Raw genomic sequence first — 26,331 nt, 5'->3', positions numbered from 1 at the left:
GCCATGAGTGGCGACCCTCCAGAAGCGTTGTAGGGTTGGCATTCATGCCAACCTGGTCATCACGTCACCGGCGCCGGATTAAATACCGCCAGCTGATTACGAATCCCCCAACGATCCGACCACGTCTGTTTGCGCCCGCTGGCAATATCCAGAATCAACTCAAACAGTCGCCAACCGACCTGTTCAATACTCTCTTCGCCCGTCGCAATGGTTCCGGCATTGATATCCATCAAATCATGCCAGCGTTCGGCCAGTGCATTGCGCGTTGCCATCTTAATCACCGGAATGGCGGCTAAACCGTAAGGCGTGCCGCGCCCGGTGGTGAACACCTGCAAGGTAATGCCCGATGCCATCTGCTGCGTGCCACAGACGAAATCGCTGGCTGGTGTTGCTGCATAAATTAGCCCGCGTTTGGTAGGGCGCTGGCCTGGCGATAACACTTCAACAATTGGGCTGCGACCTGACTTGGCAATCGAGCCCAGCGCTTTCTCCACCACATTCGCCAGCCCGCCTTTTTTATTGCCCGGCGAGGGATTGGCGCTGCGATCGGTTTGGCCCTGGCTGAGATAATCGTCATACCACGCCATCTCTTCCAGCAGCCGTTTGCCGACTGCTTCATCCACCACGCGCGGCGTCAGCAGATGAATAGCATCACGCACTTCAGTCACTTCCGAGAACATCACCGTTGCACCGCAGCGCACCAGCAAGTCGGAAGCAAATCCCACGGCGGGGTTCGCCGTTACGCCCGAGAAAGCATCGCTGCCGCCGCATTGCGTGCCGATCACCAGCTCTGATGCTGGACAGGTTTCACGTTGGCGTTGATTGAGCTTTTTCAGATGACGTTCGGCGACCTGCAGGATTTCATCCACCATCGCACCAAAACCGACCAGCCGCTCATCTTGCAAACGCACAATGTCGTTATCATCCAGCGAAATTGCCTGCACGTCCGGTGTGCCGGTCAGCAGACGTTCCGGCTGTAATTTCTCGCAGCCGAGGCTGACGATCATCACTTCGCCACCGAAATTGGGATTCAGTGCCAGGTTATGAATGGTGCGAATCGGCACCACCGCGGCGGGCGCATTGATTGCCACTCCGCAGCCATACAGATGATTCAGCGCCACCACGCCATCGACATGGGGATAGCGCGGCAGCAAATCACGCTCAATGATTTGCACCACATAATCCACCACGCCTGCCACGCAGTGGACGCTGGTGGTGATACCGAGCAGGTTACGCGTACCCACGCTGCCGTCTGCGTTGCGATAGCCTTCGAAGGTATAACCTTCCAGCGGCGGCAGCGCGGGCGGCACATTGTTTGCCAGCGGCAAACTGTTGAGTGGTGGCGCTTCGGGCAGCGCAACCAAAGATTCTTCAATCCAACTACCTTGTGGGATCGGACGCAGCGCGTAGCCAATCACTTCACCGTAGCGCAGGATCGCGCCCGCTTGCGGGATGTCACTCAACGCGACTTTATGTCCCTGCGGCACATGCTCCGTCAGTTGCAGTCCGTCGTCGAAACGGGTGCCGGACGGCAATCCCTGATTGTTGACCACGATCGCCACGTTATCGGCATCGTGCACTTTGATATAGAGCGGTTTTTCTGTCAGAGGACGGTTCATTGCTCACCTTCCAGTTCGTCGCACTGTACTTAGCAGCGCGGTTTAAAATACGTCCATCACGTCATCGTTTTTTGCCAGCCTCAGTATATGCAGGGGTATTTGCCGTATGCATTGTGCAACTGACTGGCTTTAAGGAGATTTATCAGAGGATTTTGGTTCGTTTATCCAAACGCAAGTGAAGGGACTCACAAACTGCTATTGGCCTGTACGTTTACCAGGCAAAATCGCGGTGGAAAAAAGCGTTCCGTGAGCCACGCCGCAGCGTTATGTGCAGATGCCATAAAATCATTCTCATTCGCCCTTAATCCTCATGCGTTCTTCCAGTGTTTCGCCTCCAGGCTGTTCCTATACTGATTCTCGTTCTTCAACGTTAGGTTATTCGTCACGACGCATCATCGTATTGCCAAATATAAAAATCGCCGTGTTTAACCCAACATCATTCTGATACCCAACGCGATGTGTATGCAGTCAGAGTGGATGTAGCGTTCGCTATATTTCAGGAGTGCATCATGAATAGTTTCAGCCAGACAGCGGAAGCGGTGCAAAAGCGCACCAATGCCCGTTACTGGATTGTGGTGATGTTATTTATCGTCACCTCGTTCAACTACGGTGACCGCGCAACCATTTCAATTGCCGGTTCGGCGATGTCCAAAGATATCGGCCTTGATTCGGTCGGCCTGGGCTACATCTTCTCCGCCTTCTCGTGGGCGTACGTTATTGGGCAGATTCCGGGCGGCTGGCTGCTCGACCGCTTCGGCTCAAAACGCGTCTACTTCTGGAGCATCTTCCTCTGGTCGCTGTTCACCTTGCTGCAGGGCTTCGTCGATCTGTTCAGCGGCTTTGGCATTATCATTTCGCTCTTCCTGTTGCGCTTCCTTGTCGGCCTGGCGGAAGCGCCATCCTTCCCCGGCAACAGCCGCATCGTTGCTGCCTGGTTCCCGGCGCAGGAGCGCGGCACCGCAGTAGCAATCTTTAACTCGGCGCAATACTTCGCCACGGTGATCTTCGCGCCGATCATGGGTTGGCTGGTGTCAGAAGTGGGCTGGGCGCACGTGTTCTGGTTCATGGGCGGATTGGGCATCATCCTCAGCTTCATCTGGCTGAAAGTGATCCACGATCCCACCGATCATCCGGGCGTTAACAAAGCCGAGCTGGAGTACATGGAGCAGGGCGGCGCGCTGATCAACATGGACGTCAAAAAGGATGATCGCAAAGTGAGCTGGAACGAGAAATGGTTCCAGATCAAACAGCTGCTGACCTCCCGCATGATGCTGGGCATCTATCTCGGCCAATACTGCGTCAACGCCTTAACCTACTTCTTTATTACCTGGTTCCCGGTTTATCTGGTGCAGGCGCGCGGTATGTCGATTCTGAAGGCGGGCTTTATTGCCTCGATTCCAGCGGTGTGCGGCTTCCTTGGCGGCGTATTGGGCGGGGTGATTTCTGATTACCTGATGCGTAAAACCGGTTCGCTGAATATCGCGCGTAAAACGCCGATTGTGCTTGGCATGCTGCTTTCCATTTCGATGGTGATGTGTAACTACACCGAAACCGAATGGGTGGTGGTGTTCTTCATGGCGCTGGCGTTCTTCGGCAAAGGCATTGGCGCGCTGGGTTGGGCGGTGATGGCAGATACTGCACCGAAAGAGATCAGCGGTTTGAGCGGCGGTCTGTTCAACATGTTCGGTAACTTCTCCGGCATCGTCACGCCAATCGCTATCGGTTACATCATCGCCACCAGCGGTTCCTTCGAAGGCGCGCTGATTTATGTCGGTATCCATGCCTTTGTCGCCGCATTTAGCTTCCTGGTGATTGCCGGCGATATCAAACGCGTCGAACTGAAAACCAGGCCATAAGGACGGAATATGACTACGCAAAGTACGCCGGTCATCACCGACATGCAGGTGATCCCGGTTGCCGGTTACGACAGCATGCTGCTCAACATTGGTGGCGCGCATAGCGCCTGCTTCACCCGCAATATCGTGGTGCTGACTGACAGCGCCGGACATACCGGCGTCGGTGAAGCGCCGGGCGGTGAAACCATCTACCAAACGCTGGTTGAGGCGATTCCGCAGGTGAAAGGCCAGCAGGTTGCGCGCATGAATCGTCTGGTGCAGCAGGTGCACAAAGGCAATCAGTCGGCGGATTTCGATACCTTCGGCAAAGGCGCGTGGACCTTCGAGCTGCGCGTCAATGCGGTGGCCGCGCTGGAAGCCGCGCTGCTCGATCTGCTAGGCCAATGCCTCGGCGTGCCGGTGGCGGAACTGCTCGGTCCAGGCCAGCAGCGCGATGAAGTCACGGTGCTGGGTTATCTGTTTTATCTCGGCGATCGTCGCAAAACCGATTTGCCCTATTTGACCGGCGAAAATGCCAGCCACGATTGGTATCACTTGCGCCATCAGGAGGCGCTAACGCCGGAATCTGTGGTGCGGCTGGCGGAAGCGGCGCAGGACAAATACGGCTTCAAAGATTTCAAACTCAAAGGCGGCGTACTGCCGGGCGAGCAGGAAATTGAATCGGCGGCGGCGCTGAAAAAACGCTTCCCCGATGCGCGCATCACTGTCGATCCCAACGGTGCCTGGACGCTCGATGAAGCCATTCGCTTGTGTAAAGGCATGGGCGATGTGCTGACCTACGCCGAAGATCCGTGCGGTGCCGAGCAGGGCTATTCCGGTCGCGAAGTGATGGCCGAATTCCGCCGTGCGACGGGCTTGCCGGTCGCCACCAACATGATTGCCACCAACTGGCGCGAAATGAACCACGCGGTGATGCTCAATTCCGTCGATATTCCACTGGCCGATCCGCACTTCTGGACGCTGAGCGGCGCGGTGCGCGTGGCGCAGCTGTGCGACGACTGGGGATTAACCTGGGGTTGTCACTCCAATAACCACTTCGATATTTCGCTGGCGATGTTCACCCACGTTGGCGCGGCTGCGCCGGGCAAACCGACCGCCATTGATACGCACTGGATTTGGCAGGAGGGCGATCAGCGCCTGACCAAAGAGCCACTGCAGATCCGCAACGGCAAGATCGCCGTGCCGGATAAGCCGGGCCTCGGCGTCGAGCTGGATTGGGATCGTCTGCATCAGGCCAACGCTTTGTACAAATCGCTGCCGGCGGGCGTACGTAATGACGCCACCGCTATGCAGTATCTGGTTCCCAATTGGTCATTCGACCGCAAGCGCCCAGCATTGGGTCGCGGCTAAGTCTAAGGAGCAGGAAATGAGTCAGACACCGAAAATTACATCGCTGCAGGTCATTCCGGTGGCCGGTTACGACAGCATGTTGCTCAACCTGAGCGGCGCGCATTCACCGTTTTTCACCCGCAATATCGTCATTATTAAAGACAATGCTGGACATACCGGCGTGGGTGAGATTCCGGGCGGCGAAAAGATTCGTCAGACGCTGGAGGATGCAGCGGCGCTGGTGGTGCAGAAAACTGTTGGCGAATACAAAAACATCCTCAACTTGGTGCGCAGCACCTTTGCCGACCGCGATTCCAGCGGGCGCGGCAACCAAACCTTTGATTTGCGTACCACCATTCACGTGGTGACCGGCATTGAAGCGGCGCTGCTCGATCTGCTGGGCCAGCACCTGGGCGTGAACGTCGCCTCGCTGCTCGGCGATGGTCAGCAACGTGACCGCGTGGAAATGCTTGGCTACCTGTTCTATGTCGGCGACCGCAAGAAAACCTCGCTGCCTTATCAGAGCCAGGAAAACGACAAATGCGATTGGTATCGTCTGCGCCACGAAGAAGCGCTGACGCCGGATACGGTGGTGCGCCTGGCGGAAGCGGCGTATGAAAAATATGGCTTTAACGATTTCAAACTGAAAGGCGGCGTGCTGCGTGGTGGCGAAGAAGCCGAAGCGGTAACGGCGCTGGCGAAGCGTTTCCCTCAGGCGCGTGTGACGCTCGATCCTAACGGCGCATGGTCGCTGAACGAAGCGATTCTGCTCGGTAAGCAGCTGAAAGGCGTGCTGGCCTATGCGGAAGATCCGTGCGGTGCTGAGCAAGGCTATTCCGGTCGCGAAGTGATGGCGGAGTTCCGCCGCGCCACCGGCATGCCGACCGCCACCAACATGATCGCCACCGACTGGCGTCAGATGGGCCACACGCTGTCGCTGCAATCGGTTGATATCCCGCTGGCCGACCCGCACTTCTGGACGATGCAGGGTTCGGTACGCGTGGCGCAGATGTGCCACGACTTCGGCCTGACGTGGGGATCGCACTCTAACAACCACTTCGACATCTCGCTGGCGATGTTCACCCACGTTGCCGCCGCCGCACCGGGCGCGATTACTGCCATCGATACCCACTGGATTTGGCAGGAAGGCAACCAGCGCCTGACCAAAGAGCCGTTCCAGATTAAAGGCGGCATGGTGCAGGTGCCGCAAAAACCGGGCCTCGGCGTCGAGCTGGATATGGATCAGGTGATGCAGGCCAACGCGCTGTATCAGAAACACGGTTTGGGTGCGCGCGATGATGCGCAAGCCATGCAGTTCCTCGTACCGAACTGGACCTTTGATAACAAGCGTCCGTGCCTGGTGCGCTAACTTTTCCGGCTTCCCGCGCGGGAGCCTGCTGTAACCGACAGGAGTGAAGACAATGAGCAATGCCTGGCCGAACCCTTTTCGTCGCCGTTTGCTGGCAGGAGAAACCCTGATTGGCAGCTGGTGCGCGCTGGCTAATCCATTAACCACCGAAGTGCTGGGCCTGGCGGGCTTTGACTGGCTGGTACTGGATGGCGAACACGCGCCAAACGACATCACCACCTTTGTGCCGCAGCTGATGGCGCTGAAGGGTAGCCACAGCGCGCCGGTGGTGCGTCCGCCGTGCAACGAACCGATCATCATCAAGCGCTTGCTGGATATCGGCTTCTACAACTTCCTCGTGCCGTTCGTGGAAACCGAGGAAGAGGCGATTCGCGCGGTGGCGTCTACTCGCTATCCACCGGCGGGTATTCGCGGTGTCTCGGTTTCGCACCGCAGCAACATGTACGGCACGCTGCCGGACTACAACAGCACCATTAACGACAACATCACGGTGCTGGTGCAGATCGAAACGCAACAGGCGGTGGACAACATCGATGCTATCGCCGCAGTTGATGGTGTCGATGGCATCTTCGTGGGGCCGGGCGATCTCTCGGCAGCGCTCGGCTATCTCGGCCAGCCTGCGCATCCCGAAGTATTGAAAGTGATTAAACACGTATTCGAACGCGCCAAAGCGGCGGGGAAACCGAGCGGCATTCTGGCGCCGGTGGAAGCCGATGCGCGCCGTTATCTGGAGTGGGGCGCCAGCTTTGTAGCGGTAGGCAGCGATCTGGGCGTGTTCCGTAACGCCACGCAGGCGCTGTGCGACAAATTTAAAAAATAACTGACTGAGAGGAAAGGCAATGAAAATTGGATTTATCGGCCTCGGCATCATGGGCAAACCGATGAGTAAAAACCTGGTGAAAGCCGGTTATTCGCTGGTGGTGCGCGACCATAATGTCGGCAACGAAGCAGAGCTGGTGGAGCTAGGCGCCACCGTGGCGAAGACGCCAAAAGAGGTAGCAGAACAGGTGGATGTGTTGATCACCATGGTTCCGAACTCACCGCAGGTTAAAGAGGTGTGTCTCGGCGCTAACGGCATCATCGAAGGCGCGAAGCCTGGCCTGATCGTGATCGACATGAGTTCCATTGCGCCGTTAGCCAGCCGCGAAGTGCATGATGCGCTGGCGGCGAAAGGCATCAAAATGCTCGATGCGCCGGTGAGCGGCGGCGAGCCGAAAGCGATTGAAGGCACGCTGTCAGTGATGGTCGGCGGTGATAAAGCGGTGTTCGAGCAGTGCTTCGACATCATGAAAGCGATGGCGGGTTCGGTGGTCCACACCGGCGACATTGGTGCGGGTAACGTCACCAAGCTGGCGAATCAGGTGATCGTGGCGCTTAACATCGCGGCGATGTCAGAAGCGCTGTCGCTGGCGACCAAAGCGGGCGTAAATCCTGAGCTGGTTTATCAGGCGATTCGTGGTGGCCTGGCGGGCAGCACCGTGCTGGATGCCAAAGCGCCGATGGTGCTGGATCGTAACTTCAAGCCGGGCTTCCGTATCGATCTGCACATCAAAGATCTGGCTAACGCGCTGGATACCTCGCACGAGATTGGCGCGCATCTGCCGCTGACCGCTGCGGTCATGGAGATGATGCAGGCGCTCAAGGTGGACGGACAGGGCACTTCCGACCATAGCGCGCTGGCCTGCTATTATGAAAAATTAGCGAAAGTTGAGATCACCCGGTAGTGCAATCGTCCGGCGTCTGCGGATGCCGGGCGGCTCGCTGCCTTCGCAGGACGGATGTCCGTCATCAACCGCGCTGGATTGCCTATGAAAATTGTCATCGCACCGGATTCATATAAAGAGAGTTTATCCGCCCTGGAAGTGGCTTCGGCGATTGAAGCGGGATTCCGCGAGATCTTTCCTGAAGCTGACTACGTGAAAATACCGGTTGCCGACGGTGGCGAAGGCACGGTTGAAGCGATGGTGGCGGCAACGCAGGGAAACATTGTCCGGCTGACGGTTACTGGACCGCTCGGCAAGCCAGTGGAAGCGTTCTACGGTTTGTCAGGCGATGAGCGTACCGCGTTTATCGAAATGGCGGCGGCCAGCGGGCTGGAGTTAGTGCCCGCCGCACAGCGCGATCCGCTGATTACCACCTCGTTTGGCACCGGCGAGCTGATCAAAGATGCGCTCGATCGTGGTGTCGATCACATCATCATCGGCATTGGCGGCAGCGCCACCAACGATGGCGGTTCCGGCATGATGCAGGCGCTGGGCGCGCAGCTGCTGGATGAGCACGGCAAGGAAATTGCCTATGGCGGCGGTGCATTGCCGCAGCTGGCACACATTGATATCGCACAGCTGGATGCGCGTATTAAAGAGTGCCGCTTTGAAGTGGCCTGCGATGTCAGTAATCCGCTCACCGGTGAAAAGGGCGCGTCGGCGATCTTTGGTCCGCAAAAAGGCGCAACGCCGGAGCTGGTCCAGCAGCTGGACAAAGCGCTGGAACATTACGCCACCTTGATTCATCGCGATCTGGATATTGATGTTTTACACATTGATGGCGGCGGCGCGGCGGGCGGCATGGGCGCGGCGCTGCATGCGTTTTGCCAGGCCGAGTTGCGCAGCGGTATTGAGATTGTCACCGAAGCCCTTGGCCTGGCTGAGCAGGTGAAAGATGCCGATCTGGTGATTACCGGCGAAGGGCGCATTGATAGTCAAAGCATCAACGGCAAGGTGCCGATTGGTGTGGCAAAAGTCGCGAAGCAGTTTAATAAGCCGGTGATTGGCATTGCCGGAAGTTTGACGGCGGATGTCGGCGTGGTGCATCAACATGGGCTGGATGCGGTGTTCAGCGTGCTGTTTAGCATTTGTTCGCTGGAAGACGCGCTGGCCAATGCGGCGCAGAACGTGCGTTTGACGGCGCGCAATGTGGCGGCGGTGATTAAGGTGGGTAAAGTGCTGTAAGCCTGGTCGCCATGAATGGCGACCCTACAAATGCGCACGCATAATGCCGTCGTAGGGTCGGCATTTATGCCGACCTGGTCCATCACCGCACCACACTAACCCAACGCCAACAGCTTCCTCGCCTCACGCGCTACGTTCGCCATCTCATCGCTCAATTCCAGCAGCTCCGGCTCAAGCGCGTCGATATCGCTCTCCTGATGCAAACTCTTCTCCAACTGCTGACACAGCTGCTTCAGGCGCGGCACGCCGCTGTAGCTGGCGCTGCCGTGCAGCTTATGAATAATCTCGCGCAATCCCACCACATCATTACTCGCCATCGCACTCTCAACGCGCTCTTCCACTTCCGGCAGGAAATCGAGCAGCATTTGCAGCAGATCGCGGGCTAAATCGGGTTTATTGGCGGCCTGACGCAGCGCTAGCGTCCAATCCAGCGACGGCGCAACTTCAGGCGGTTGCGGTTGAGGTTGCGGCTGCGGCGTGACCCGGTTCGGCGCGTAGCGTTGCAGCAGTTGGCTCAGTTTGTCCTCGTCAATCGGCTTCGCCAGATAGTCATTCATGCCAGCATTGATAAGCTGCGCACGTTCGCCATCCAACGCATGCGCGGTTACGGCGACAATCGGTGTGGTGGCGTGCAGCGGCAGGCTGCGGATGATTTCGCTGGCGCGGATGCCATCGATATCCGGCATCTGGATATCCATCAGAATCACGTCCAGCTTGTGTAGGCGCGCCTGGCGAATCGCCTGCTCGGCGTTATCACACAGAATGATGTGCTGCACCTGCTCCTCCAGCAGCGCGCCAATCAGTTTCAGGTTGGCGGGATTGTCATCCACCGCCATTACCGTCAACGGCTGACGTGCGCCACGCGGCAGCGCATCGCTTTGCCAGTCATGTAAGTCCAGCAGCATTGGCAGCAAACGCGTCAACGAAACCGGCTTGGCGATACAACCGGCAATGCCGCGCGCGCGCAAGTCGTCGGCAAACAGCATCATTTCACTCGGCAGCGCCAACAGCACCGAATCGGCACGCGCATGCAGACGCGTAATCAACGCATCCGACAGCGTCGCGGGATGCGGCTCGGTGACCGGCAAGCCCATCAGCAGCAGCGGGAAGTGCGTATCGGGCATCTCTTCCAGGCTGGAGAAGTGCTGCACCTGCAACGGTGTGATGCTCAGCATCTCCTGCACCGCTTTCGCCACCGCCGGATGGGGCTCGATATACGCCAGCGGCGTGGCACGCAAATCATCCAGCATGCGCGGAATGGCCGGTGCGTTCGGATTGAGATCGAGATGAATATGCACCCAGAAGGTGGAACCCTGATTTTGACGGCTGTGGAAGGCAATTTCGCCGCCCATTTCGCTCACCAGTTTCTGCGTGATCACCAACCCCAAACCGGTGCCGCCATGACGACGTGAAATACTGGCATCGGCCTGGCGAAACGCCTGGAACAGCTGCGACTGCTGCTGTTCAGAGATACCGATGCCGGTGTCATGCACCTGAATCTCCAGCTCAGCACGCGTGTTGCTGATGCTGCGCAGCTCGACCCGCAGATCGATATGTCCGTGCTCGGTGAATTTAATCGCGTTGCCAATCAGGTTAATCATGATCTGCTGCAGGCGCAGCGGATCGCCAATCACGTTGTCCGGCACCTGTTTTTCCAGGCACACGGTAATTTCCAGCCCTTTGTCGTGGGCGGACGGCGCCAGCAGCACCAGCGTTTCATCCAGCGTGGCGCGCAGCGGGAACGGGATCGACTCCAGTACCAGCTTGCCGGCTTCCAGTTTCGAGAAATCGAGCACGTCGTTAATGATGCTCAGCAGGTTATTCGCCGAACGCTCGATGGTGCTCATATAGTCGCGCTGGTTGGTGCTCAGCCCGGTTTTCAGCATCTGGCGAGTAAAGCCGATCACGCCATTTAGCGGCGTTCGCAGCTCGTGCGACATGTTGGCGAGAAACTCTGATTTGATGCGAGCCGCTTCCTGCGCGCGCTTCTTCGCCAGATCCAGCTCCACGTTCTGAATCTCCAGCTGCTCCAGCGTTTCACGTAGATCGTAAGTCGCCTGATCAATGTTCTGCTGCATCTCTTCGTGATAGGCGGTGAGCGACATCGCCATGGCGTTGATGCCGTTTTTCAGAATGCTCAGCTCGCCCAGCATGTAGCCATCCACGCGACTGTCCAGCTGGCCGCGGCGAATGCGGTCCACGGTGGTGACCATGTTGCGAATCGGGCCGGTGACGTCGCGCATCAGGCGATAGGCAAACAGCATGGCGATGCACAGGCAGAACAGCAGCAGCAGCGTGGCGACAAACACCTCTTTGTACTGCTCCAGCCGCACCGATTGCAGATCCAGCTCGATTGCCACATAACCCAGCGGATTCCCGGCGGGTTTGGCATCCTCGCCCGGCAGCTCATCCACCGAATAGCGTTCGGAGATGATTGGCGTGCGCAAAATCATCACATTGCCTTGCCGTTCCACCGAGACGCCATCTTCCAGCGTTGAGATGTCCTCTTTCTGTAATAACGAGAGGTTTTGGTTGTTATTCGAGGTGACGTAGACGTGATTGTTGTTGTCGAAAATGGTGATGGCACGGACAATATTGGAGTGGCGGCGATGCAGCAGGCTGACTAATTCGCGAATCGCATCGCGGTTGTGCCACGTCATGCCGTATTCACTGGAGACCGCCAGCGGTTCGATGATGTTCGCCCCCGCGTCGTGCACCTGATGCTGTAATTCGTTGTAGCGGTGCACCACAAAGAAGGTACTGAGCAGCAGGCCAATCATCAGCGTTGGCGCCAGTATCAAAATCATCATTCGCGCCCGCAGGCTGTATTTGGTCATAATTGTGGCCTGGCGATTCCTGGCATTTTTATCCCTGTGCAAGCGCGGTTAATGGCTGCACACCCAATTAAAGTAGAGATTTCACAATACTATGGCGCAATTTTACTCCGCAAAACAGCGTGTGACGACTAAGGCTCGCATATCCGTCACCATTGAAGACCTCGATCCTTTTGGACAAGGTGTTGCGCGCCATAAAGGCAAGGCGATGTTTGTCAGCGGCGCGCTGCCCGGTGAACAGGCGGAAGTGACGGTGTTCGAGGATAAAAGCAAATACGCGCGCGCCAAAGCCAACAAGATCCTCAATCCTAGCCCACAGCGGGAAAAACCGTGCTGCGTCCATTTCGGCGTGTGCGGCGGCTGCCAGCAGCAGCATGCTTCGGTGGCTTTGCAGCAGGAGAGTAAAGCGCGCGCCTTAAGCCGCATGCTTAGCCGTGAAGCGCCGCTGCCGGTGAAGGTCGATGAGATCATCAGCGGCAACGCGTGGGGCTATCGTCGTCGGGCGCGTTTAGGGTTGCAGTGGCAGCCAAAACAGCAGCGTCTGCAAATGGGTTTCCGCCAGGCCGCCAGCAACGATCTGGTTGAGCTGAAGCAATGCCCGGTTTTGGTGCCCGAACTTGAAGCGTTACTGCAGCCGTTGCACCAGTGTCTCAGCGATTTACAGGCGGTTAAACGGCTGGGCCACGTTGAGTTGGTGCTGGCAGATAATGGCCCGCTGATGGTGCTGCGTCATCTTGATGCACTCTCTGCAGGTGACCGTGCAAAACTGGAACGTTTTTCGCATGAGCAGCAACTGTCGCTCTATCTGGCTGATGGCAGTGAAAGTTTGCAGGCGCTGAATGCGCGTGAACCTTTTTATCACTCGCTGAATTTGCCGCTAACCTTTAGCCCGCAGAATTTTATTCAGGTCAACGATGCTGTGAATCAGCAGATGGTGGCCAAAGCCATCGAATGGCTGGATTTGCAGCCAGAAGATCGTGTGCTGGATTTGTTCTGTGGCATGGGAAACTTTACTTTGCCTCTAGGAAAGTTCGTACAAAATGCTGTAGGTGTGGAGGGCGTTGCAGCATTAGTGCAGCAGGCAGCGTATAATGCAGCCCAGAATAATCTTGAGAATGTTCGCTTCTTCCAGCATAACCTGGAGGAAGATGTATCGCGTCAGCCGTGGGCGACGCAGGGATTTAACAAGGTGTTACTGGATCCAGCGCGTGCTGGGGCCGCGGGCGTGATGACGCATGTGGTTAAACTTGCGCCAGAACGTGTGGTCTATGTTTCCTGTAACCCTACAACGCTGGCGCGTGACAGTCAGACATTGCTGTCAGCGGGCTACCATTTGGAAAGGGTCGCGATGCTGGATATGTTCCCTCATACCAGTCATCTCGAATCCATGGTGCTGTTTAGCAAAGCATAAGCGATGTCCACATCGCTGTGGCAGGAGAGGATATGGTTGCGGTTAGAAGTGCGCATTTAAATACGGCGGGCGAATTTGCCCTCGACCAGTGGATCGCCAGTTTAAGTATCAACAATCCGCAATCCTGTCAGCGACTGGCGGATGCGTGGCGCTACTGTGAAGCCGAAACGCACAACCATCCTGATCAAGCTCTGCTGCTGTGGCGCGGTATTGAGATGGTGGAAATTCTCACCATGCTCAGCATGGACATCGACAGCCTGCGCGCGGCGCTGCTGTTCCCGCTCGCCAACGCCGATGTGGTGAGCGAAGAGGATCTCGAAAAAGCCTTTGGCAAAGAGATTGTGATGTTGGTGCACGGCGTGCGCGACATGGATGCTATTCGTCAGCTGAAAGCGATTCACAACGATTCGATGGCCTCCGAGCAGGTGGATAACGTGCGCCGCATGCTGCTGGCGATGGTGGAAGATTTCCGCTGCGTGGTCATCAAGCTGGCGGAACGTATCGCCCATCTGCGTGAAATGAAAGACGCGCCAGAAGATGAGCGCGTGCTCGCGGCGAAAGAGAGCACCAATATTTACGCGCCGCTGGCCAACCGTCTTGGTATCGGCCAGCTCAAATGGGAGCTGGAAGATTACTGCTTCCGCTATCTGCATCCCGATGAATACAAACGCATCGCTAAGCTGCTGCACGAACGCCGTATCGATCGCGAAGGCTACATCGAAAGCTTCGTCGCCAACCTGCGCGCCGAGATGCAGAAAGAGGGCGTGCGGGCCGAAGTCTATGGCCGCCCAAAACACATCTACAGCATCTGGCGCAAGATGCAGAAGAAGTCTTTAGCGTTCGATGAGCTGTTTGACGTGCGCGCAGTGCGCATCGTGGCTGAACGTCTGCAGGATTGCTACGGCGCGCTCGGAACGGTACATACGCTGTTTCGCCATCTGCCGAGTGAGTTTGACGACTACGTTGCCAATCCCAAGCCCAACGGCTATCAATCGATTCATACCGTGGTGCTGGGGCCGCAGGGCAAAACGGTGGAAATCCAGATTCGTACGCGCCAGATGCACGAAGACGCCGAGCTGGGCGTCGCCGCACACTGGAAGTACAAAGAAGGTCCAACCTCCAGCAATGCGCGTGGCGCGGCAGGACATGAAGGACGCATCGCCTGGCTGCGTAAGCTGATTACCTGGCAGGAAGAGATGGCCGATTCCGGCGAGATGCTGGAAGAGGTGCGCAGTCAGGTGTTTGACGATCGCGTGTATGTGTTTACCCCGAAAGGCGACGTGGTCGATCTGCCGGCGGGTTCAACGCCGCTCGACTTCGCCTATCACATTCACAGTGATATCGGCCACCGCTGCATTGGCGCCAAAATCAGCGGGCGCATCGTGCCGTTTACCTATCAGTTGCAGATGGGCGATCAGATCGAAGTGATCACCCAGAAGCAGCCGAATCCAAGCCGCGATTGGCTGAATCCGAACCTCGGCTATATCACCACCAGCCGCGGGCGCTCGAAAATTCACGCCTGGTTCCGTAAACAGGATCGCGACAAAAATATTATTGCTGGCCGTCAAATCCTCGAAAACGAGCTGAATCAGATGGATATCAGCATGCGCGAAGCGGAGAAACTGCTGCTGCCGCGCTACAACGTCAGTTCCCAGGATGAGCTGCTGGCGATGATTGGCGGCGGCGATATTCGCCTCAATCAGATGGTCAATTTCCTGCAAGGCAAGCTCAACAAGCCGAGCGCCGAAGAGGAAGATCGCGAGGCGCTGCGCCTGCTGACGCAGAAGTCACATGCGCCTTCTGCGCGTAAAGAGAGCGGTCGCGTGGTGGTGGAAGGCGTGGGCAATCTGCTGCACCACATCGCCCGCTGCTGCCAGCCGATTCCTGGCGACGATATCGTGGGCTTTATCACCCAGGGGCGCGGCATCTCGATTCACCGTGCCGACTGCGACCAGTTAACCGAGCTGATTTCGCACGCACCGGAACGTATCGTTGATGCGGTGTGGGGCGAGGATTACTCCAGCGGTTACTCGCTGGTGGTGCGTGTCACCGCCAACGATCGTAGCGGCCTGCTGCGCGATATCACCACCATTCTGGCTAACGAAAAGGTCAACGTGCTCGGCGTCTCCAGCCGCAGCGACACCAAAAAACAGCTGGCGACCATTGATATGGATATTGAGATCTATAACCAGCAAGTGCTTGGCCGCGTGCTGGCACGCCTTAATCAGGTGCCAGACATTATCGACGCGCGCCGTTTGCACTGATTTCCAGGTCGGCATAAATGCCGACCCGACAAATTACGCCGTAGGGTCGCCATTCATGGCGACCTTTTTACATATCAGCCCCAAAGGATCCTCTCATGACGCCCTTAAACCGCCTGCTCACCATCATGCAAACCTTGCGCGACCCGGAGCGCGGCTGCCCGTGGGATCGTCAGCAAACCTTCGCCTCGATCGCGCCCTACACGCTGGAAGAAACCTACGAAGTGATCGATGCCATTCAGCGCGAAGATTTTGCCGATCTGCGCGGTGAACTTGGCGATCTGCTGTTTCAGGTGGTGTTCTACGCACAGATGGCCGATGAGCAGCAGCGCTTCAATTTTGACGACGTCTGCAACGCCATCAGCGACAAACTTGAGCGCCGTCATCCACACATTTTTGGTGATGTTCAGGCCGAAACCAGCGAAGAAGTGCTGAAAAACTGGGAAGCGATCAAACACAGCGAGCGCGCGGAAAAATCGCAGCACTCTGCGTTAGATGACATCCCCAAAGCGCTGCCGGCAATGATGCGCGCGCACAAAATTCAGAAGCGTTGCAGCGCGGTGGGCTTTGACTGGAATAATCTCGGTCCGGTGCTGGATAAAGTGCATGAAGAGATCGACGAAGTGATGCACGAAGCGCAGCAAGCGGTGGTAGATAAAGACAAGCTGGAAGAGGAGATCGGTGATTTGCTGTTCGCGACCGTCAATTTTTCACGCCATTTAGGCAGCAAAGCGGAAGTCGCGTTACAGAAAGCCAACGATAAGTTTGAGCGCCGCTTCCGTCAGGTTGAAGCCATTATCGCCTCACAAGGTTTAGCGATGAGCGATGCCACCCTGGATCAAATGGAAGCCGCCTGGCAGCAGGTGAAAGTGTTGGAGAACAAGCAGTAAGCGAAACTGGCGATTATTCCAGCACTGCGCATAAATTCGCCGCTTGAGCTTACTCGATTCAGCCTTGCGGCGACTTTGTGACGTACATCAACATTTCACACCATGCTATCCGCTATGTTACCGGCTTACCTGTGGAGGATGATGGTGTGATTCATCAATTGTGGCTTAAGACGACTTCAAGTATACTATTTTCCCGTCTTGGTTATTCCACCGTCTTTAAACCTAAACTCTCAGGTTCAGCATGACAACGAATTATATTTTTGTGACCGGCGGGGTCGTTTCCTCTCTGGGCAAAGGCATTGCCGCAGCCTCCCTCGCAGCTATCCTTGAAGCACGTGGTCTGAATGTGACCATCATGAAACTCGATCCGTACATCAACGTCGATCCGGGTACCATGAGCCCAACGCAGCACGGTGAAGTATTTGTTACCGATGATGGGGCCGAAACCGATCTGGATTTAGGTCACTACGAGCGCTTCATCCGCACTAAAATGTCGCGCCGCAACAACTTTACGACCGGTCGTATCTACTCAGAAGTGCTGCGCAAAGAGCGTCGCGGTGACTATCTGGGCGCCACGATTCAGGTTATCCCACACATCACCAACGCCATCAAAGAGCGCATCATTGAAGGCGGCGAAGGTCATGACGTCGTTCTGGTTGAGATCGGCGGTACCGTGGGTGATATCGAATCTCTGCCGTTCCTCGAAGCGATTCGCCAGATGGCGGTCGATGTCGGTCGTGAACACACCATGTATATGCACCTGACGCTGGTGCCGTATATGGCGGCCGCAGGCGAAGTGAAAACCAAGCCAACCCAGCATTCAGTGAAAGAGCTGCTGTCGATCGGGATTCAGCCAGACGTGCTGATCTGCCGTTCTGACCGCGCTGTGCCTGCGAACGAACGCGCTAAAATCGCGCTGTTCTGTAACGTGCCAGAAAAAGCGGTTATTTCCCTGAAAGATGTGGATTCCATCTATAAGATTCCAGGCATGCTGAAATCGCAAGGTCTGGATGATTACATCTGCAAGCGTTTCAATCTGAACGCACCGGAAGCGAACCTGGCCGAATGGGAACAGGTAATTTACGAAGAAGCCAATCCGGGCGGCGAAGTGACCATCGGTATGGTCGGCAAATATGTCGAACTGCCGGATGCGTACAAGTCAGTGATTGAAGCGTTGAAACACGGCGGCCTGAAAAATCGCGTTACCGTGAACATCAAACTGATCGACTCGCAGGATGTTGAAACGCGCGGTGTCGAATTACTGAAAGATCTGGATGCTATTCTGATCCCTGGCGGCTTCGGCTACCGCGGTGTAGAAGGCAAAATGATGACGGCGCAATACGCCCGTGAGAACAACGTGCCTTACCTGGGTATTTGCCTGGGCATGCAGGTTGCGCTGATGGAATTTGCCCGCAACGTTGCCGGTATGGAAGGCGCGAACTCTACGGAATTTGTGCCAGACTGTAAGTATCCGGTGGTTGCGCTTATCACCGAATGGCGTGACGAAGAGGGCAACGTTGAGCAGCGTACTGAGCAGAGCGATCTGGGCGGCACCATGCGTCTGGGCAGCCAGCAGTGCCAGTTGACGCCGGAAAGCAAAGTGCGTCAGTTGTACGGTTCTGAAATCATTACCGAGCGCCACCGTCATCGTTACGAAGTAAACAATATGTTGCTGAAGCCGATTGAAGCGGCGGGTCTGCATATTGCCGGTCGTTCTGGCGACGATCAGCTGGTTGAGATCATTGAGATCCCGAACCACCCGTGGTTTGTTGCCTGTCAGTTCCACCCGGAATTCACGTCGACCCCACGCGATGGTCATCCGCTGTTCGCTGGCTTTGTGAAAGCCGCGCAGGAACACCAGAAGCGTTTAGCGAAGTAAGTTTCACGAACAGCGCGCGAACTTTTCGCGCGTTGTTTGTCTTAGGATTGACTAACTTGTACTGAGGAAAATCGAATGTCCAAAATCGTAAAAGTCATCGGTCGCGAAATCATCGACTCCCGTGGCAACCCAACTGTAGAAGCAGAAGTGCATCTGGAAGGCGGTTTCGTTGGTCTGGCTGCTGCGCCATCAGGTGCATCAACCGGTTCTCGCGAAGCACTGGAGCTGCGTGACGGTGACAAATCTCGTTTCCTGGGCAAAGGCGTAACCAAAGCGGTTGCGGCTGTTAACGGTCCAATCGCTAACGCGGTAACCGGTAAAGATGCCAAAGACCAGGCGAACATCGATAAGATCATGATCGAGCTGGACGGTACTGAGAACAAATCTAACTTCGGTGCTAACGCCATTCTGGCGGTTTCACTGGCTGCTGCTAAAGCTGCTGCTGCCTCTAAAGGCCTGCCGCTCTACGCACACATCGCTGAACTGAACGGCACCCCAGGCAAATACTCTATGCCGCTGCCAATGATGAACATCATCAACGGTGGTGAGCACGCCGACAACAACGTCGACATCCAGGAATTCATGATTCAGCCAGTTGGCGCGCCAACCCTGAAAGAAGCCATTCGCATGGGTTCTGAAGTCTTCCATCACCTGGCGAAAGTGCTGAAGTCGAAAGGCATGAGCACCGCTGTTGGTGACGAAGGTGGCTACGCGCCAAACCTGGGTTCTAACGCCGAAGCACTGGCTGTTATCGCTGAAGCGGTAAAAGCAGCAGGCTACGAGCTGGGCAAAGACATCACCCTGGCGATGGACTGCGCAGCATCTGAATTCTACAAAGACGGCAAATATGTGCTGGCTGGCGAAGGCAACAAAGCCTTCACTTCTGAAGAGTTCACGCACTTCCTGGAAGATCTGGCTAATCAGTATCCAATCGTTTCTATCGAAGATGGTCTGGACGAATCTGACTGGGCTGGTTTCGCATACCAGACCAAAGTGCTGGGCGACAAACTCCAGCTGGTAGGTGACGACCTGTTCGTAACCAACACCAAGATCCTGAAAGAAGGTATCGACAAAGGCATCGCTAACTCCATCCTGATCAAATTCAACCAGATCGGTTCACTGACCGAAACTCTGGCTGCAATCAAGATGGCGAAAGATGCGGGTTACACTGCGGTGATTTCACACCGTTCAGGTGAAACCGAAGATGCAACCATCGCTGACCTGGCGGTAGGTACTGCAGCTGGCCAGATCAAAACTGGTTCTATGAGCCGTTCTGACCGTGTTGCTAAGTACAACCAGCTGATTCGTATCGAAGAAGCGCTGGGCAGCAAAGCACCGTTCAACGGTCTGAAAGAAGTTAAAGGCCAGGCGTAATCGTCTGAGTATGCTGCCTGCGGGCGGCATCGTTTGAATAAAGCCCCGCCTTGTGCGGGGCTTTTGCTTTTATTTGGCACGAAGCAGCTGTTACACGGCGCGCAAGATCTGCCATAATCTGCGCCTCAAATTTTAGACGTGAGTGAAAAATGTTCTACCCGATTAACGAAATGTTCCAGACGCTGCAGGGCGAAGGTTTTTACACCGGTGTTCCGGCGCTGTTCATCCGCTTACAAGGATGTCCGGTGGGCTGTAGCTGGTGTGATACCAAACATACCTGGGAAAAGCGGGCGGATCGGGAGACCTCGCTCGGCGATATTCTGATTAAAACCGTGGAAAGCGATGCGTGGGGCAGCGCCGATGCGGCGATGCTGATCGACACCATTCAACGTCAGGGCTGGACCGCACGTCATGTGGTGATCACAGGCGGCGAACCGGCGATTTTTGATCTGCGTCCTTTGACGGAACAATTAGAAGCGGCGGGATTTGCCTGCCAGATCGAAACCAGCGGCACGCACGAAGTGCAGTGTTCCGACGCGACCTGGGTGACGGTTTCACCCAAGGTGAATATGCGCGGTGGCTACGACGTATTGCCGCAGGCATTGCAGCGCGCAGATGAAATCAAGCATCCTGTGGCGCGTGAGCGTGATGTGGAAGCGTTAGATGAATTGCTGGCGGGATTGCACGACGATAAAAAGCGCATTGTGGCGCTGCAACCCATCAGTCGTGGCGATGCGGCCACCAAACTCTGTATTGAAACCTGTATCGCCCGCAACTGGCGGCTTTCGATGCAGACGCACAAGTATTTGAATATCGCCTAATTCGGCCTGGTGCGCATAAATGCGCACCCTATATGTAGGGTCGCCATTTATGGCGACCGCAACCTTTACTGCTTCGCTTTGTACGCATCAAACGCCTGTTTGATTTCGGTTTTGGCTTTCGCCGCATCTTCAAAACCATTCAGCTCCACTTTCTTCCGACCATCCGGCAACTGCTTATACACGCGGAAGAATGCCTGCAAACGCTCTTGCTCGATCTTCGGCAGGTCGCTCATCTCTTTAATGTCGTCGTAGGTTGGGTCGATTTTGCTGGTTGGCACGGCGACGATTTTGTCGTCCTTTTCGCCGCCATCAATCATTTTCAGCACTCCAATCGGACGGAGTTTGATCAACGTGCCCGGTTGTAGCGGCGCGCGAGTATAGAAAATCACATCCAGCGGATCACCATCTCCCGCCAGCGACTGCGTCAGCGAGCCATAGTTTGCAGGATAGGCAACCGGCATTGACTGAAAACGGTCTGCAAAAATAAAGCCGGTTTTGGCGTCGGTTTCATATTTGATCATGCCGCCGGCTGGAATTTCGGTTACGGCAAAGAACTCATCCGGCACTTTATCCGGTTGTGGAAAATCGAGAATATTTTGCGCCTGAACGGCGGCAGAGGCGGAAACAAAAACTGCAATCAGGGAAAGGCGTTTTACCAGGTTCATTGTTGATTCTCTTGATCTTTAATGAAGGAGACAACAACGTAGAGGCGACAGATGACAGTGGGATGAAAGGTAAGTAAAGAAGCGTATAGCAGGAAAGTCAGGCTGCACTAACGCAGCCCGAAAACACAATTAACCTTTGTAGATACAACCGGCGGTGCAGGTCTCTTTAATCATCACCGCGCTCAATTCCGGCAGAATCGGCTTCATCTGATCCCAAATCCATTTTGCCAGCACTTCACTGGTAGGGTTTTCTAAACCCGGAATGTCATTCAGATAGTGATGATCGAGGCGTTCATACAGCGGCTTAAACTTCGCCTTCAGTTCGGCAAAATCCATTACCCAACCGGTATGCGCATCCACTTCGCCGGTAATTTCTAATCGCACCAGGAACGAATGGCCGTGCAAACGCCCACATTTGTGGCCTTCCGGCACGTGAGGTAAGCGGTGGGCAGATTCGAACTGGAACTCTTTAAATAACGTGGTAGACATAATGGCTCTCAGACTTAAAAACCGCTGAAGTCTACCTGAATTGCAGATTTTTCGCACCCGCTGGCAACGAAAAGGGCATTTTGCGCCTTCTCAAGGCAAACGCTTAATTAACTCATTGAATCACATCGCCTTCATTTACCACTTTTGCTGGTTAACTTTACCCGAAAAACCACTTAGTCATTTTGGTTATTTAATATGTCGAAGGCGTATTTAATCGTTAATATACAGCCCGGTAACCTACGCATTCTTTCGCAACATATTGATCCGGACTTCTGACACTGGAATTTTTAACGCAATGACGACTCAGGCACCAGGTTCACTGCTTCCGTTATCACCGGAGCAACTCGCGCGCTTACAGGCGGCGACCACGGATTTCAACACCACTCAGATGGCCTGGCTCTCCGGCTATTTCTGGGGCATGGTCAATCAGACGCCGGGTGCGGTTGCCGCACCAGCGCCGGTTCAGGCAGAAACCCCGACCATCACGCTGATCTCCGCCTCGCAGACCGGTAACGCGCGTCGCCTGGCTGAGCAGCTGCGTGACGACCTGCTGGCTGCCAAGCTGAGCGTCAATCTGGTTAATGCCGGCGATTATAAATTCAAGCAGATCGGTCAGGAAAAGCTGCTGGTGGTTGTCACCTCCACGCAAGGCGAGGGCGAGCCACCGGAAGAAGCCGTGGCGCTGCACAAGTTCCTGCTGTCGAAGAAAGCGCCGAAGTTTGAGGGCACCGCGTTTGCGGTGTTCGGCCTTGGCGATACCTCTTATGAGTTTTTCAGTAAAGCCGGTAAAGACTTTGATGAGCGTCTGGCTGAGCTGGGTGCTGAGCGTCTGCTGGATCGTGTGGATGCCGATGTTGAATACAAAGATCAGGCGAACGCGTGGCGTCAGCAGATCACCGAGATTCTGAAAGCGCGTGTGCCGAGCCAATCGCCAGCCCAGGCCGCCGTTATTGCGGCGGGTAGCGTCAATCTGGTCGACAGCAGTCCGTACACCAAAGAAGAGCCGCTGGTGGCCAGCTTTGCGGCAAACCAGAAGATCACCGGACGCGATTCGGATAAAGATGTACGTCACATTGAGATCGACCTTGGCGATTCTGGCCTGCGCTACCAGCCGGGCGATGCGCTGGGCGTGTGGTTTGAAAACGATGACGAGCTGGTGCAGGAATTGCTGCAGCTGGTGTGGCTGAAAGGTGACGAGCCGGTAGAGGTGCAGGGCAAAACTTTGCCGCTGGCTGAAGCGCTGAAAACGCATTTCGAGCTGACGGTCAACACGCCACAAATCGTTGAGCAGTATGCGGCGCTGTCCCGCAATGACGCGTTGCTGGCGCTGGCCGGTGACAAGCCGAAGCTGCAGAGCTATGCGCAGAGCTTCCCGATTGTCGATATGGTGCGTCAGGCACCGACAGAACTGAATGCCGAACAATTAGCTGGCCTGCTGCGTCCGCTGACGCCGCGCCTGTATTCCATTGCCTCATCACAGGCGGAGAACGAAACCGAAGTGCACATCACCGTGGGTGCGGTGCGCTTTGAAATTGACGGTCGCCAGCGCGGCGGCGGCGCCTCAACCTGGTTAGCGGATCGTATCGAAGAGGATGGCGAAATCCGCGTCTTCATCGAGCACAACGATAACTTCCGCTTACCGGCTAATCCGGAAACGCCAGTGATCATGATTGGTCCGGGTACCGGCATCGCGCCGTTCCGTTCCTTTATGCAGCAGCGTGACAACGATGGCGCAGGCGGTAAAAACTGGCTGTTCTTCGGCAACCCGCACTTCACCGATGATTTCCTCTATCAGGTGGAGTGGCAGAAGTACGTCAAAGATGGCCTGCTGACCAATATTGATTTGGCATGGTCGCGCGATCAGGCCGAGAAAATTTACGTACAAGATAAAATCCGCGCCAAAGGTGCGGAGGTGTGGAGCTGGTTACAGGAAGGCGCGCACCTTTACGTCTGCGGCGACGCCAATCGTATGGCGAAAGACGTTGAGCAGGCATTACTGGATGTGGTGGTCGAACACGGCGGCATGGATCGTGAAACGGCTGACGAATTTTTAAGTGAGCTGCGCATTGAGCGCCGTTATCAGCGAGACGTTTACTAATGAGCGAAAAACATCCTGGACCGCTGGTCGTTGAAGGCAAGCTGGTCGACGCTGAGCGTCTGAAAAAACAGAGCAACTACCTGCGCGGCACCATCCTCGACGATCTCGACGATGGTCTGACCGGCGGCTTCACCGGCGACAACTTCCTGCTGATCCGTTTCCACGGCATGTACCAGCAGGATGACCGCGATATTCGTGCCGAGCGTGCAGCGCAGAAACTCGAACCGCGTCATGCCATGATGCTGCGCTGCCGTCTGCCGGGCGGAATTATCACGCCAACGCAGTGGCTGGCGATTGATAAATTCGCCACCGATAAAACCATTTACGGCAGCATCCGTTTGACTAACCGTCAGACTTTCCAGTTTCACGGCATTCTGAAGAAGAACGTGAAGCCGACGCACCAGATGCTGCACGAAGTCGGGCTGGATGCGCTGGCGACCGCCAACGACGTTAACCGTAACGTGCTGTGCACCTCGAATCCGGTGGAATCAGAGCTGCATCAGGAAGCGTACGAATGGGCGAAAAAGCTGTCAGAGCATCTGCTGCCGCAAACCCGCGCTTACGCTGAAATCTGGTGGGACAAAGAGAAGGTCGCGACCACAGATAAAGAGCCGATTCTTGGCGAAACCTATCTGCCGCGTAAATTCAAAACCACCGTTGTGGTGCCGCCGCATAACGATGTCGATCTGCACGCCAATGACCTGAACTTCATCGCCATCGCCGAGAAGGGCAAGCTGATTGGCTTTAACCTGCTGGTTGGCGGCGGCTTGTCGATTGATCACGGCAACAAAGCGACCTACGCGCGCACCGCGAGCGAGTTTGGTTTCCTGCCGGTTGAGAAGATCCTCGACGTGGCGGCCGCTGTCGTCACTACGCAGCGCGATTGGGGTAACCGTACCGATCGTAAAAATGCCAAGACCAAGTACACGCTGGAACGCGTCGGCGTTGAGACCTTCAAAGCAGAAGTGGAAAAGCGTGCCGGTCTGACATTCGAACCGATTCGTCCGTATGCGTTCACTTCGCGCGGCGACCGTATTGGCTGGGTGAAAGGCATCGATAAGAAGTGGCACCTGACGCTGTTCATCGAGAACGGCCGTCTGCTGGATTATCCTGGCCGTCCGCTGAAACGCGGCATCGCTGAAATCGCGAAAGTGCATCAGGGCGATTTCCGCCTGACCGCCAACCAGAACCTGATTGTGGCTGGCGTGCCGGAGAAGCAAAAAACGCAGATCGAAGCCATCGCCCGTGAACACGGTTTGATGGAAGCGGTTACGCCGCAGCGTGAAAACTCCATGGCATGTGTGGCGTTTCCGACCTGTCCGCTGGCGATGGCCGAAGCCGAGCGCTTCCTGCCGTCGTTCGTCACCAAAGTGGAAGAGATCATGCACAAGCACGGCGTCGGCGAAGAGCACATAGTGTTACGCGTTACCGGTTGCCCAAATGGTTGTGGCCGTGCTTTGCTGGCGGAGTTAGGTCTGGTGGGCAAAGCGCCGGGCCGTTACAACTTACACATTGGCGGAAACCGCGAAGGCACACGCATCCCACGCATGTACCGCGAGAACATCAACGAAGGCGAAATCCTTGCCAGCATTGATGAGCTAGTGGCGCGCTGGGCAACCGAGCGTCAGGCCGATGAAGGCTTTGGCGACTTCGTGATTCGCACCGGCATCATTAAAGCCGTGGTTGATCCCGCCCGTGATTTCTGGGACTCGGAGGCAGTATGACGGTACTCGATCTCGCAGCACTGAATGGTTCATCAAAAGTTGACCGCATTATGGCGCTGGCTGAAAGCAACGTGCAGCTGGAGAAACTCTCCGCTGAACAACGTGTGGGCTGGGCATTAAAACAGCTGCCAGGCGCATTTGTGCTGTCATCCAGCTTTGGTATTCAGGCGGCGGTTTTGCTGCATATGGTGACGCAGCAGAAGCCGGACATTCCGGTGATCCTGACCGATACCGGTTATCTGTTCCCGGAAACCTATCGCTTCATTGATGAGCTGACCGATAAGCTCAATCTCAACCTGCAGATTTTCCGTGCTGATACCTCAGCGGCATGGCAGGAAGCACGTTACGGCAAACTGTGGGAGCAGGGCGTCGAAGGGATTGAGCAGTACAACCAGATCAACAAAGTGGAACCGATGAACCGCGCGCTGGAAACGCTGGGCGCGCAAACCTGGTTTGCTGGCCTGCGCCGCGATCAATCTGGCAGTCGCGCCAGCTTGCCGGTGCTGGCGGTGCAGCGCGGCGTGTTCAAGATTCTGCCGATCATTGATTGGGATAACCGTCAGGTGCATCAATATCTGACCAAGCACGGATTGAAATACCATCCGCTGTGGGATGAAGGTTATCTGTCAGTGGGCGATACGCATACCACCAAAAAGTGGGAGCCGGGCATGGCAGAAGAAGAGACGCGCTTCTTCGGCCTGAAGCGCGAATGCGGGTTGCATGAGGGTTGATTGACCAGGTCGGCATAAATGCCGACCCTACAA

At 55.9% G+C, this 26,331-nt stretch carries 19 protein-coding genes; 15 read left to right on the top strand and 4 right to left on the bottom strand.

Translation table 11 applies throughout. From position 1 onward, the window contains the following. Positions 1–59: 59 nt before the first annotated feature. The gene (garD, locus tag VIJ98_RS15795; RefSeq protein WP_154155418.1) at positions 60–1,619 is read right to left on the bottom strand and encodes a galactarate dehydratase; all 1,560 of its coding nucleotides are present in this window, start codon (positions 1,617–1,619) and stop codon (positions 60–62) included. A gap of 509 nt (positions 1,620–2,128) precedes the next feature. Here garD and VIJ98_RS15790 point away from each other — a divergent pair. The 6 genes from VIJ98_RS15790 to VIJ98_RS15765 all read left to right on the top strand — a co-directional run bounded on the left by VIJ98_RS15790 (position 2,129) and on the right by VIJ98_RS15765 (position 9,121). Then, positions 2,129–3,475 carry an MFS transporter gene (locus VIJ98_RS15790; protein ID WP_323274934.1) on the top strand — a complete coding sequence of 449 codons (1,347 nt, stop codon included), beginning with the start codon at positions 2,129–2,131 and terminating at the stop codon, positions 3,473–3,475. 9 nt (positions 3,476–3,484) lie between these two features. Then, positions 3,485–4,825 (top strand): enolase C-terminal domain-like protein, encoded by a 1,341-nt coding sequence (locus tag VIJ98_RS15785; RefSeq protein ID WP_323274932.1) that lies wholly within the window; start codon positions 3,485–3,487, stop codon positions 4,823–4,825. A 16-nt stretch (positions 4,826–4,841) separates the two neighbouring features. Next, complete coding sequence (gene gudD, locus VIJ98_RS15780; protein ID WP_008101394.1) at positions 4,842–6,173, top strand: glucarate dehydratase; 1,332 nt, start codon at positions 4,842–4,844, stop codon at positions 6,171–6,173. A 52-nt stretch (positions 6,174–6,225) separates the two neighbouring features. Next, positions 6,226–6,993: a 2-dehydro-3-deoxyglucarate aldolase gene (gene garL / locus VIJ98_RS15775; RefSeq protein WP_061719917.1), complete on the top strand. Its 768-nt coding sequence runs from the start codon at positions 6,226–6,228 to the stop codon at positions 6,991–6,993. A 19-nt stretch (positions 6,994–7,012) separates the two neighbouring features. Next, positions 7,013–7,897 (top strand): 2-hydroxy-3-oxopropionate reductase, encoded by an 885-nt coding sequence (gene garR, locus VIJ98_RS15770; RefSeq protein WP_323274930.1) that lies wholly within the window; start codon positions 7,013–7,015, stop codon positions 7,895–7,897. An 84-nt stretch (positions 7,898–7,981) separates the two neighbouring features. Continuing rightward, the gene (locus VIJ98_RS15765; protein ID WP_323274928.1) at positions 7,982–9,121 is read left to right on the top strand and encodes a glycerate kinase; all 1,140 of its coding nucleotides are present in this window, start codon (positions 7,982–7,984) and stop codon (positions 9,119–9,121) included. 95 nt (positions 9,122–9,216) lie between these two features. Here the strand turns inward: VIJ98_RS15765 and barA are convergent, their stop codons facing one another. After that, positions 9,217–11,958 carry a two-component sensor histidine kinase BarA gene (gene barA, locus VIJ98_RS15760; protein ID WP_323274926.1) on the bottom strand — a complete coding sequence of 914 codons (2,742 nt, stop codon included), beginning with the start codon at positions 11,956–11,958 and terminating at the stop codon, positions 9,217–9,219. A 91-nt stretch (positions 11,959–12,049) separates the two neighbouring features. Here barA and rlmD point away from each other — a divergent pair, with 91 nt between their 5' ends. From rlmD to queE, 6 genes are all read left to right on the top strand, one after another. Further along, positions 12,050–13,366: a 23S rRNA (uracil(1939)-C(5))-methyltransferase RlmD gene (rlmD, locus tag VIJ98_RS15755; protein ID WP_323274924.1), complete on the top strand. Its 1,317-nt coding sequence runs from the start codon at positions 12,050–12,052 to the stop codon at positions 13,364–13,366. A 32-nt stretch (positions 13,367–13,398) separates the two neighbouring features. Next, a complete protein-coding gene (relA, locus tag VIJ98_RS15750; RefSeq protein WP_008104575.1) occupies positions 13,399–15,630 on the top strand; it encodes a GTP diphosphokinase in 2,232 nt (743 codons plus the stop codon). Positions 15,631–15,725: 95 nt separating this feature from the next. After that, positions 15,726–16,517 (top strand): nucleoside triphosphate pyrophosphohydrolase, encoded by a 792-nt coding sequence (mazG, locus tag VIJ98_RS15745; protein WP_323274921.1) that lies wholly within the window; start codon positions 15,726–15,728, stop codon positions 16,515–16,517. 241 nt (positions 16,518–16,758) lie between these two features. Then, positions 16,759–18,396, top strand: coding sequence for a glutamine hydrolyzing CTP synthase (pyrG, locus tag VIJ98_RS15740; protein ID WP_007891723.1), 1,638 nt, complete (start codon positions 16,759–16,761; stop codon positions 18,394–18,396). Positions 18,397–18,471: 75 nt separating this feature from the next. After that, a complete protein-coding gene (gene eno / locus VIJ98_RS15735; RefSeq protein ID WP_008104571.1) occupies positions 18,472–19,770 on the top strand; it encodes a phosphopyruvate hydratase in 1,299 nt (432 codons plus the stop codon). Between the two features lie 149 nt (positions 19,771–19,919). Next, positions 19,920–20,591, top strand: a complete 672-nt coding sequence (gene queE / locus VIJ98_RS15730) for a 7-carboxy-7-deazaguanine synthase QueE (protein ID WP_323274919.1) — start codon at positions 19,920–19,922, stop codon at positions 20,589–20,591. A 65-nt stretch (positions 20,592–20,656) separates the two neighbouring features. On the opposite strand, the gene VIJ98_RS15725 is transcribed toward queE, so the two are convergent. Together VIJ98_RS15725 and queD are read right to left on the bottom strand one after the other, a co-directional pair. Then, entirely contained in the window at positions 20,657–21,256 is a 600-nt protein-coding gene (locus VIJ98_RS15725) for an inorganic diphosphatase (protein WP_008104567.1), read from the bottom strand. A gap of 129 nt (positions 21,257–21,385) precedes the next feature. Next, positions 21,386–21,748, bottom strand: coding sequence for a 6-carboxytetrahydropterin synthase QueD (queD, locus tag VIJ98_RS15720; RefSeq protein WP_155726973.1), 363 nt, complete (start codon positions 21,746–21,748; stop codon positions 21,386–21,388). A 292-nt stretch (positions 21,749–22,040) separates the two neighbouring features. Between queD and cysJ the strand changes: the two genes are divergently transcribed. The 3 genes from cysJ to VIJ98_RS15705 are packed head-to-tail and all read left to right on the top strand — an operon-like array spanning position 22,041 to position 26,298. Further along, complete coding sequence (gene cysJ, locus VIJ98_RS15715; RefSeq protein WP_323274917.1) at positions 22,041–23,843, top strand: NADPH-dependent assimilatory sulfite reductase flavoprotein subunit; 1,803 nt, start codon at positions 22,041–22,043, stop codon at positions 23,841–23,843. Continuing rightward, positions 23,843–25,567, top strand: coding sequence for an assimilatory sulfite reductase (NADPH) hemoprotein subunit (gene cysI, locus VIJ98_RS15710; RefSeq protein WP_323274915.1), 1,725 nt, complete (start codon positions 23,843–23,845; stop codon positions 25,565–25,567). The genes cysJ and cysI overlap by 1 nt, the downstream gene beginning before the upstream one ends. Next, positions 25,564–26,298: a phosphoadenylyl-sulfate reductase gene (locus tag VIJ98_RS15705; RefSeq protein WP_323274913.1), complete on the top strand. Its 735-nt coding sequence runs from the start codon at positions 25,564–25,566 to the stop codon at positions 26,296–26,298. Before cysI ends, VIJ98_RS15705 begins: the two co-directional genes overlap by 4 nt. Positions 26,299–26,331: the final 33 nt, after the last annotated feature.

This window comes from Pantoea sp. S18 (assembly GCF_045689705.1).
Taxonomy (GTDB): domain Bacteria; phylum Pseudomonadota; class Gammaproteobacteria; order Enterobacterales; family Enterobacteriaceae; genus Pantoea; species Pantoea symbiotica.
Note: the sequence above shows the minus strand (reverse complement) of the source record. Positions and strands in the feature narration are given on the sequence as shown.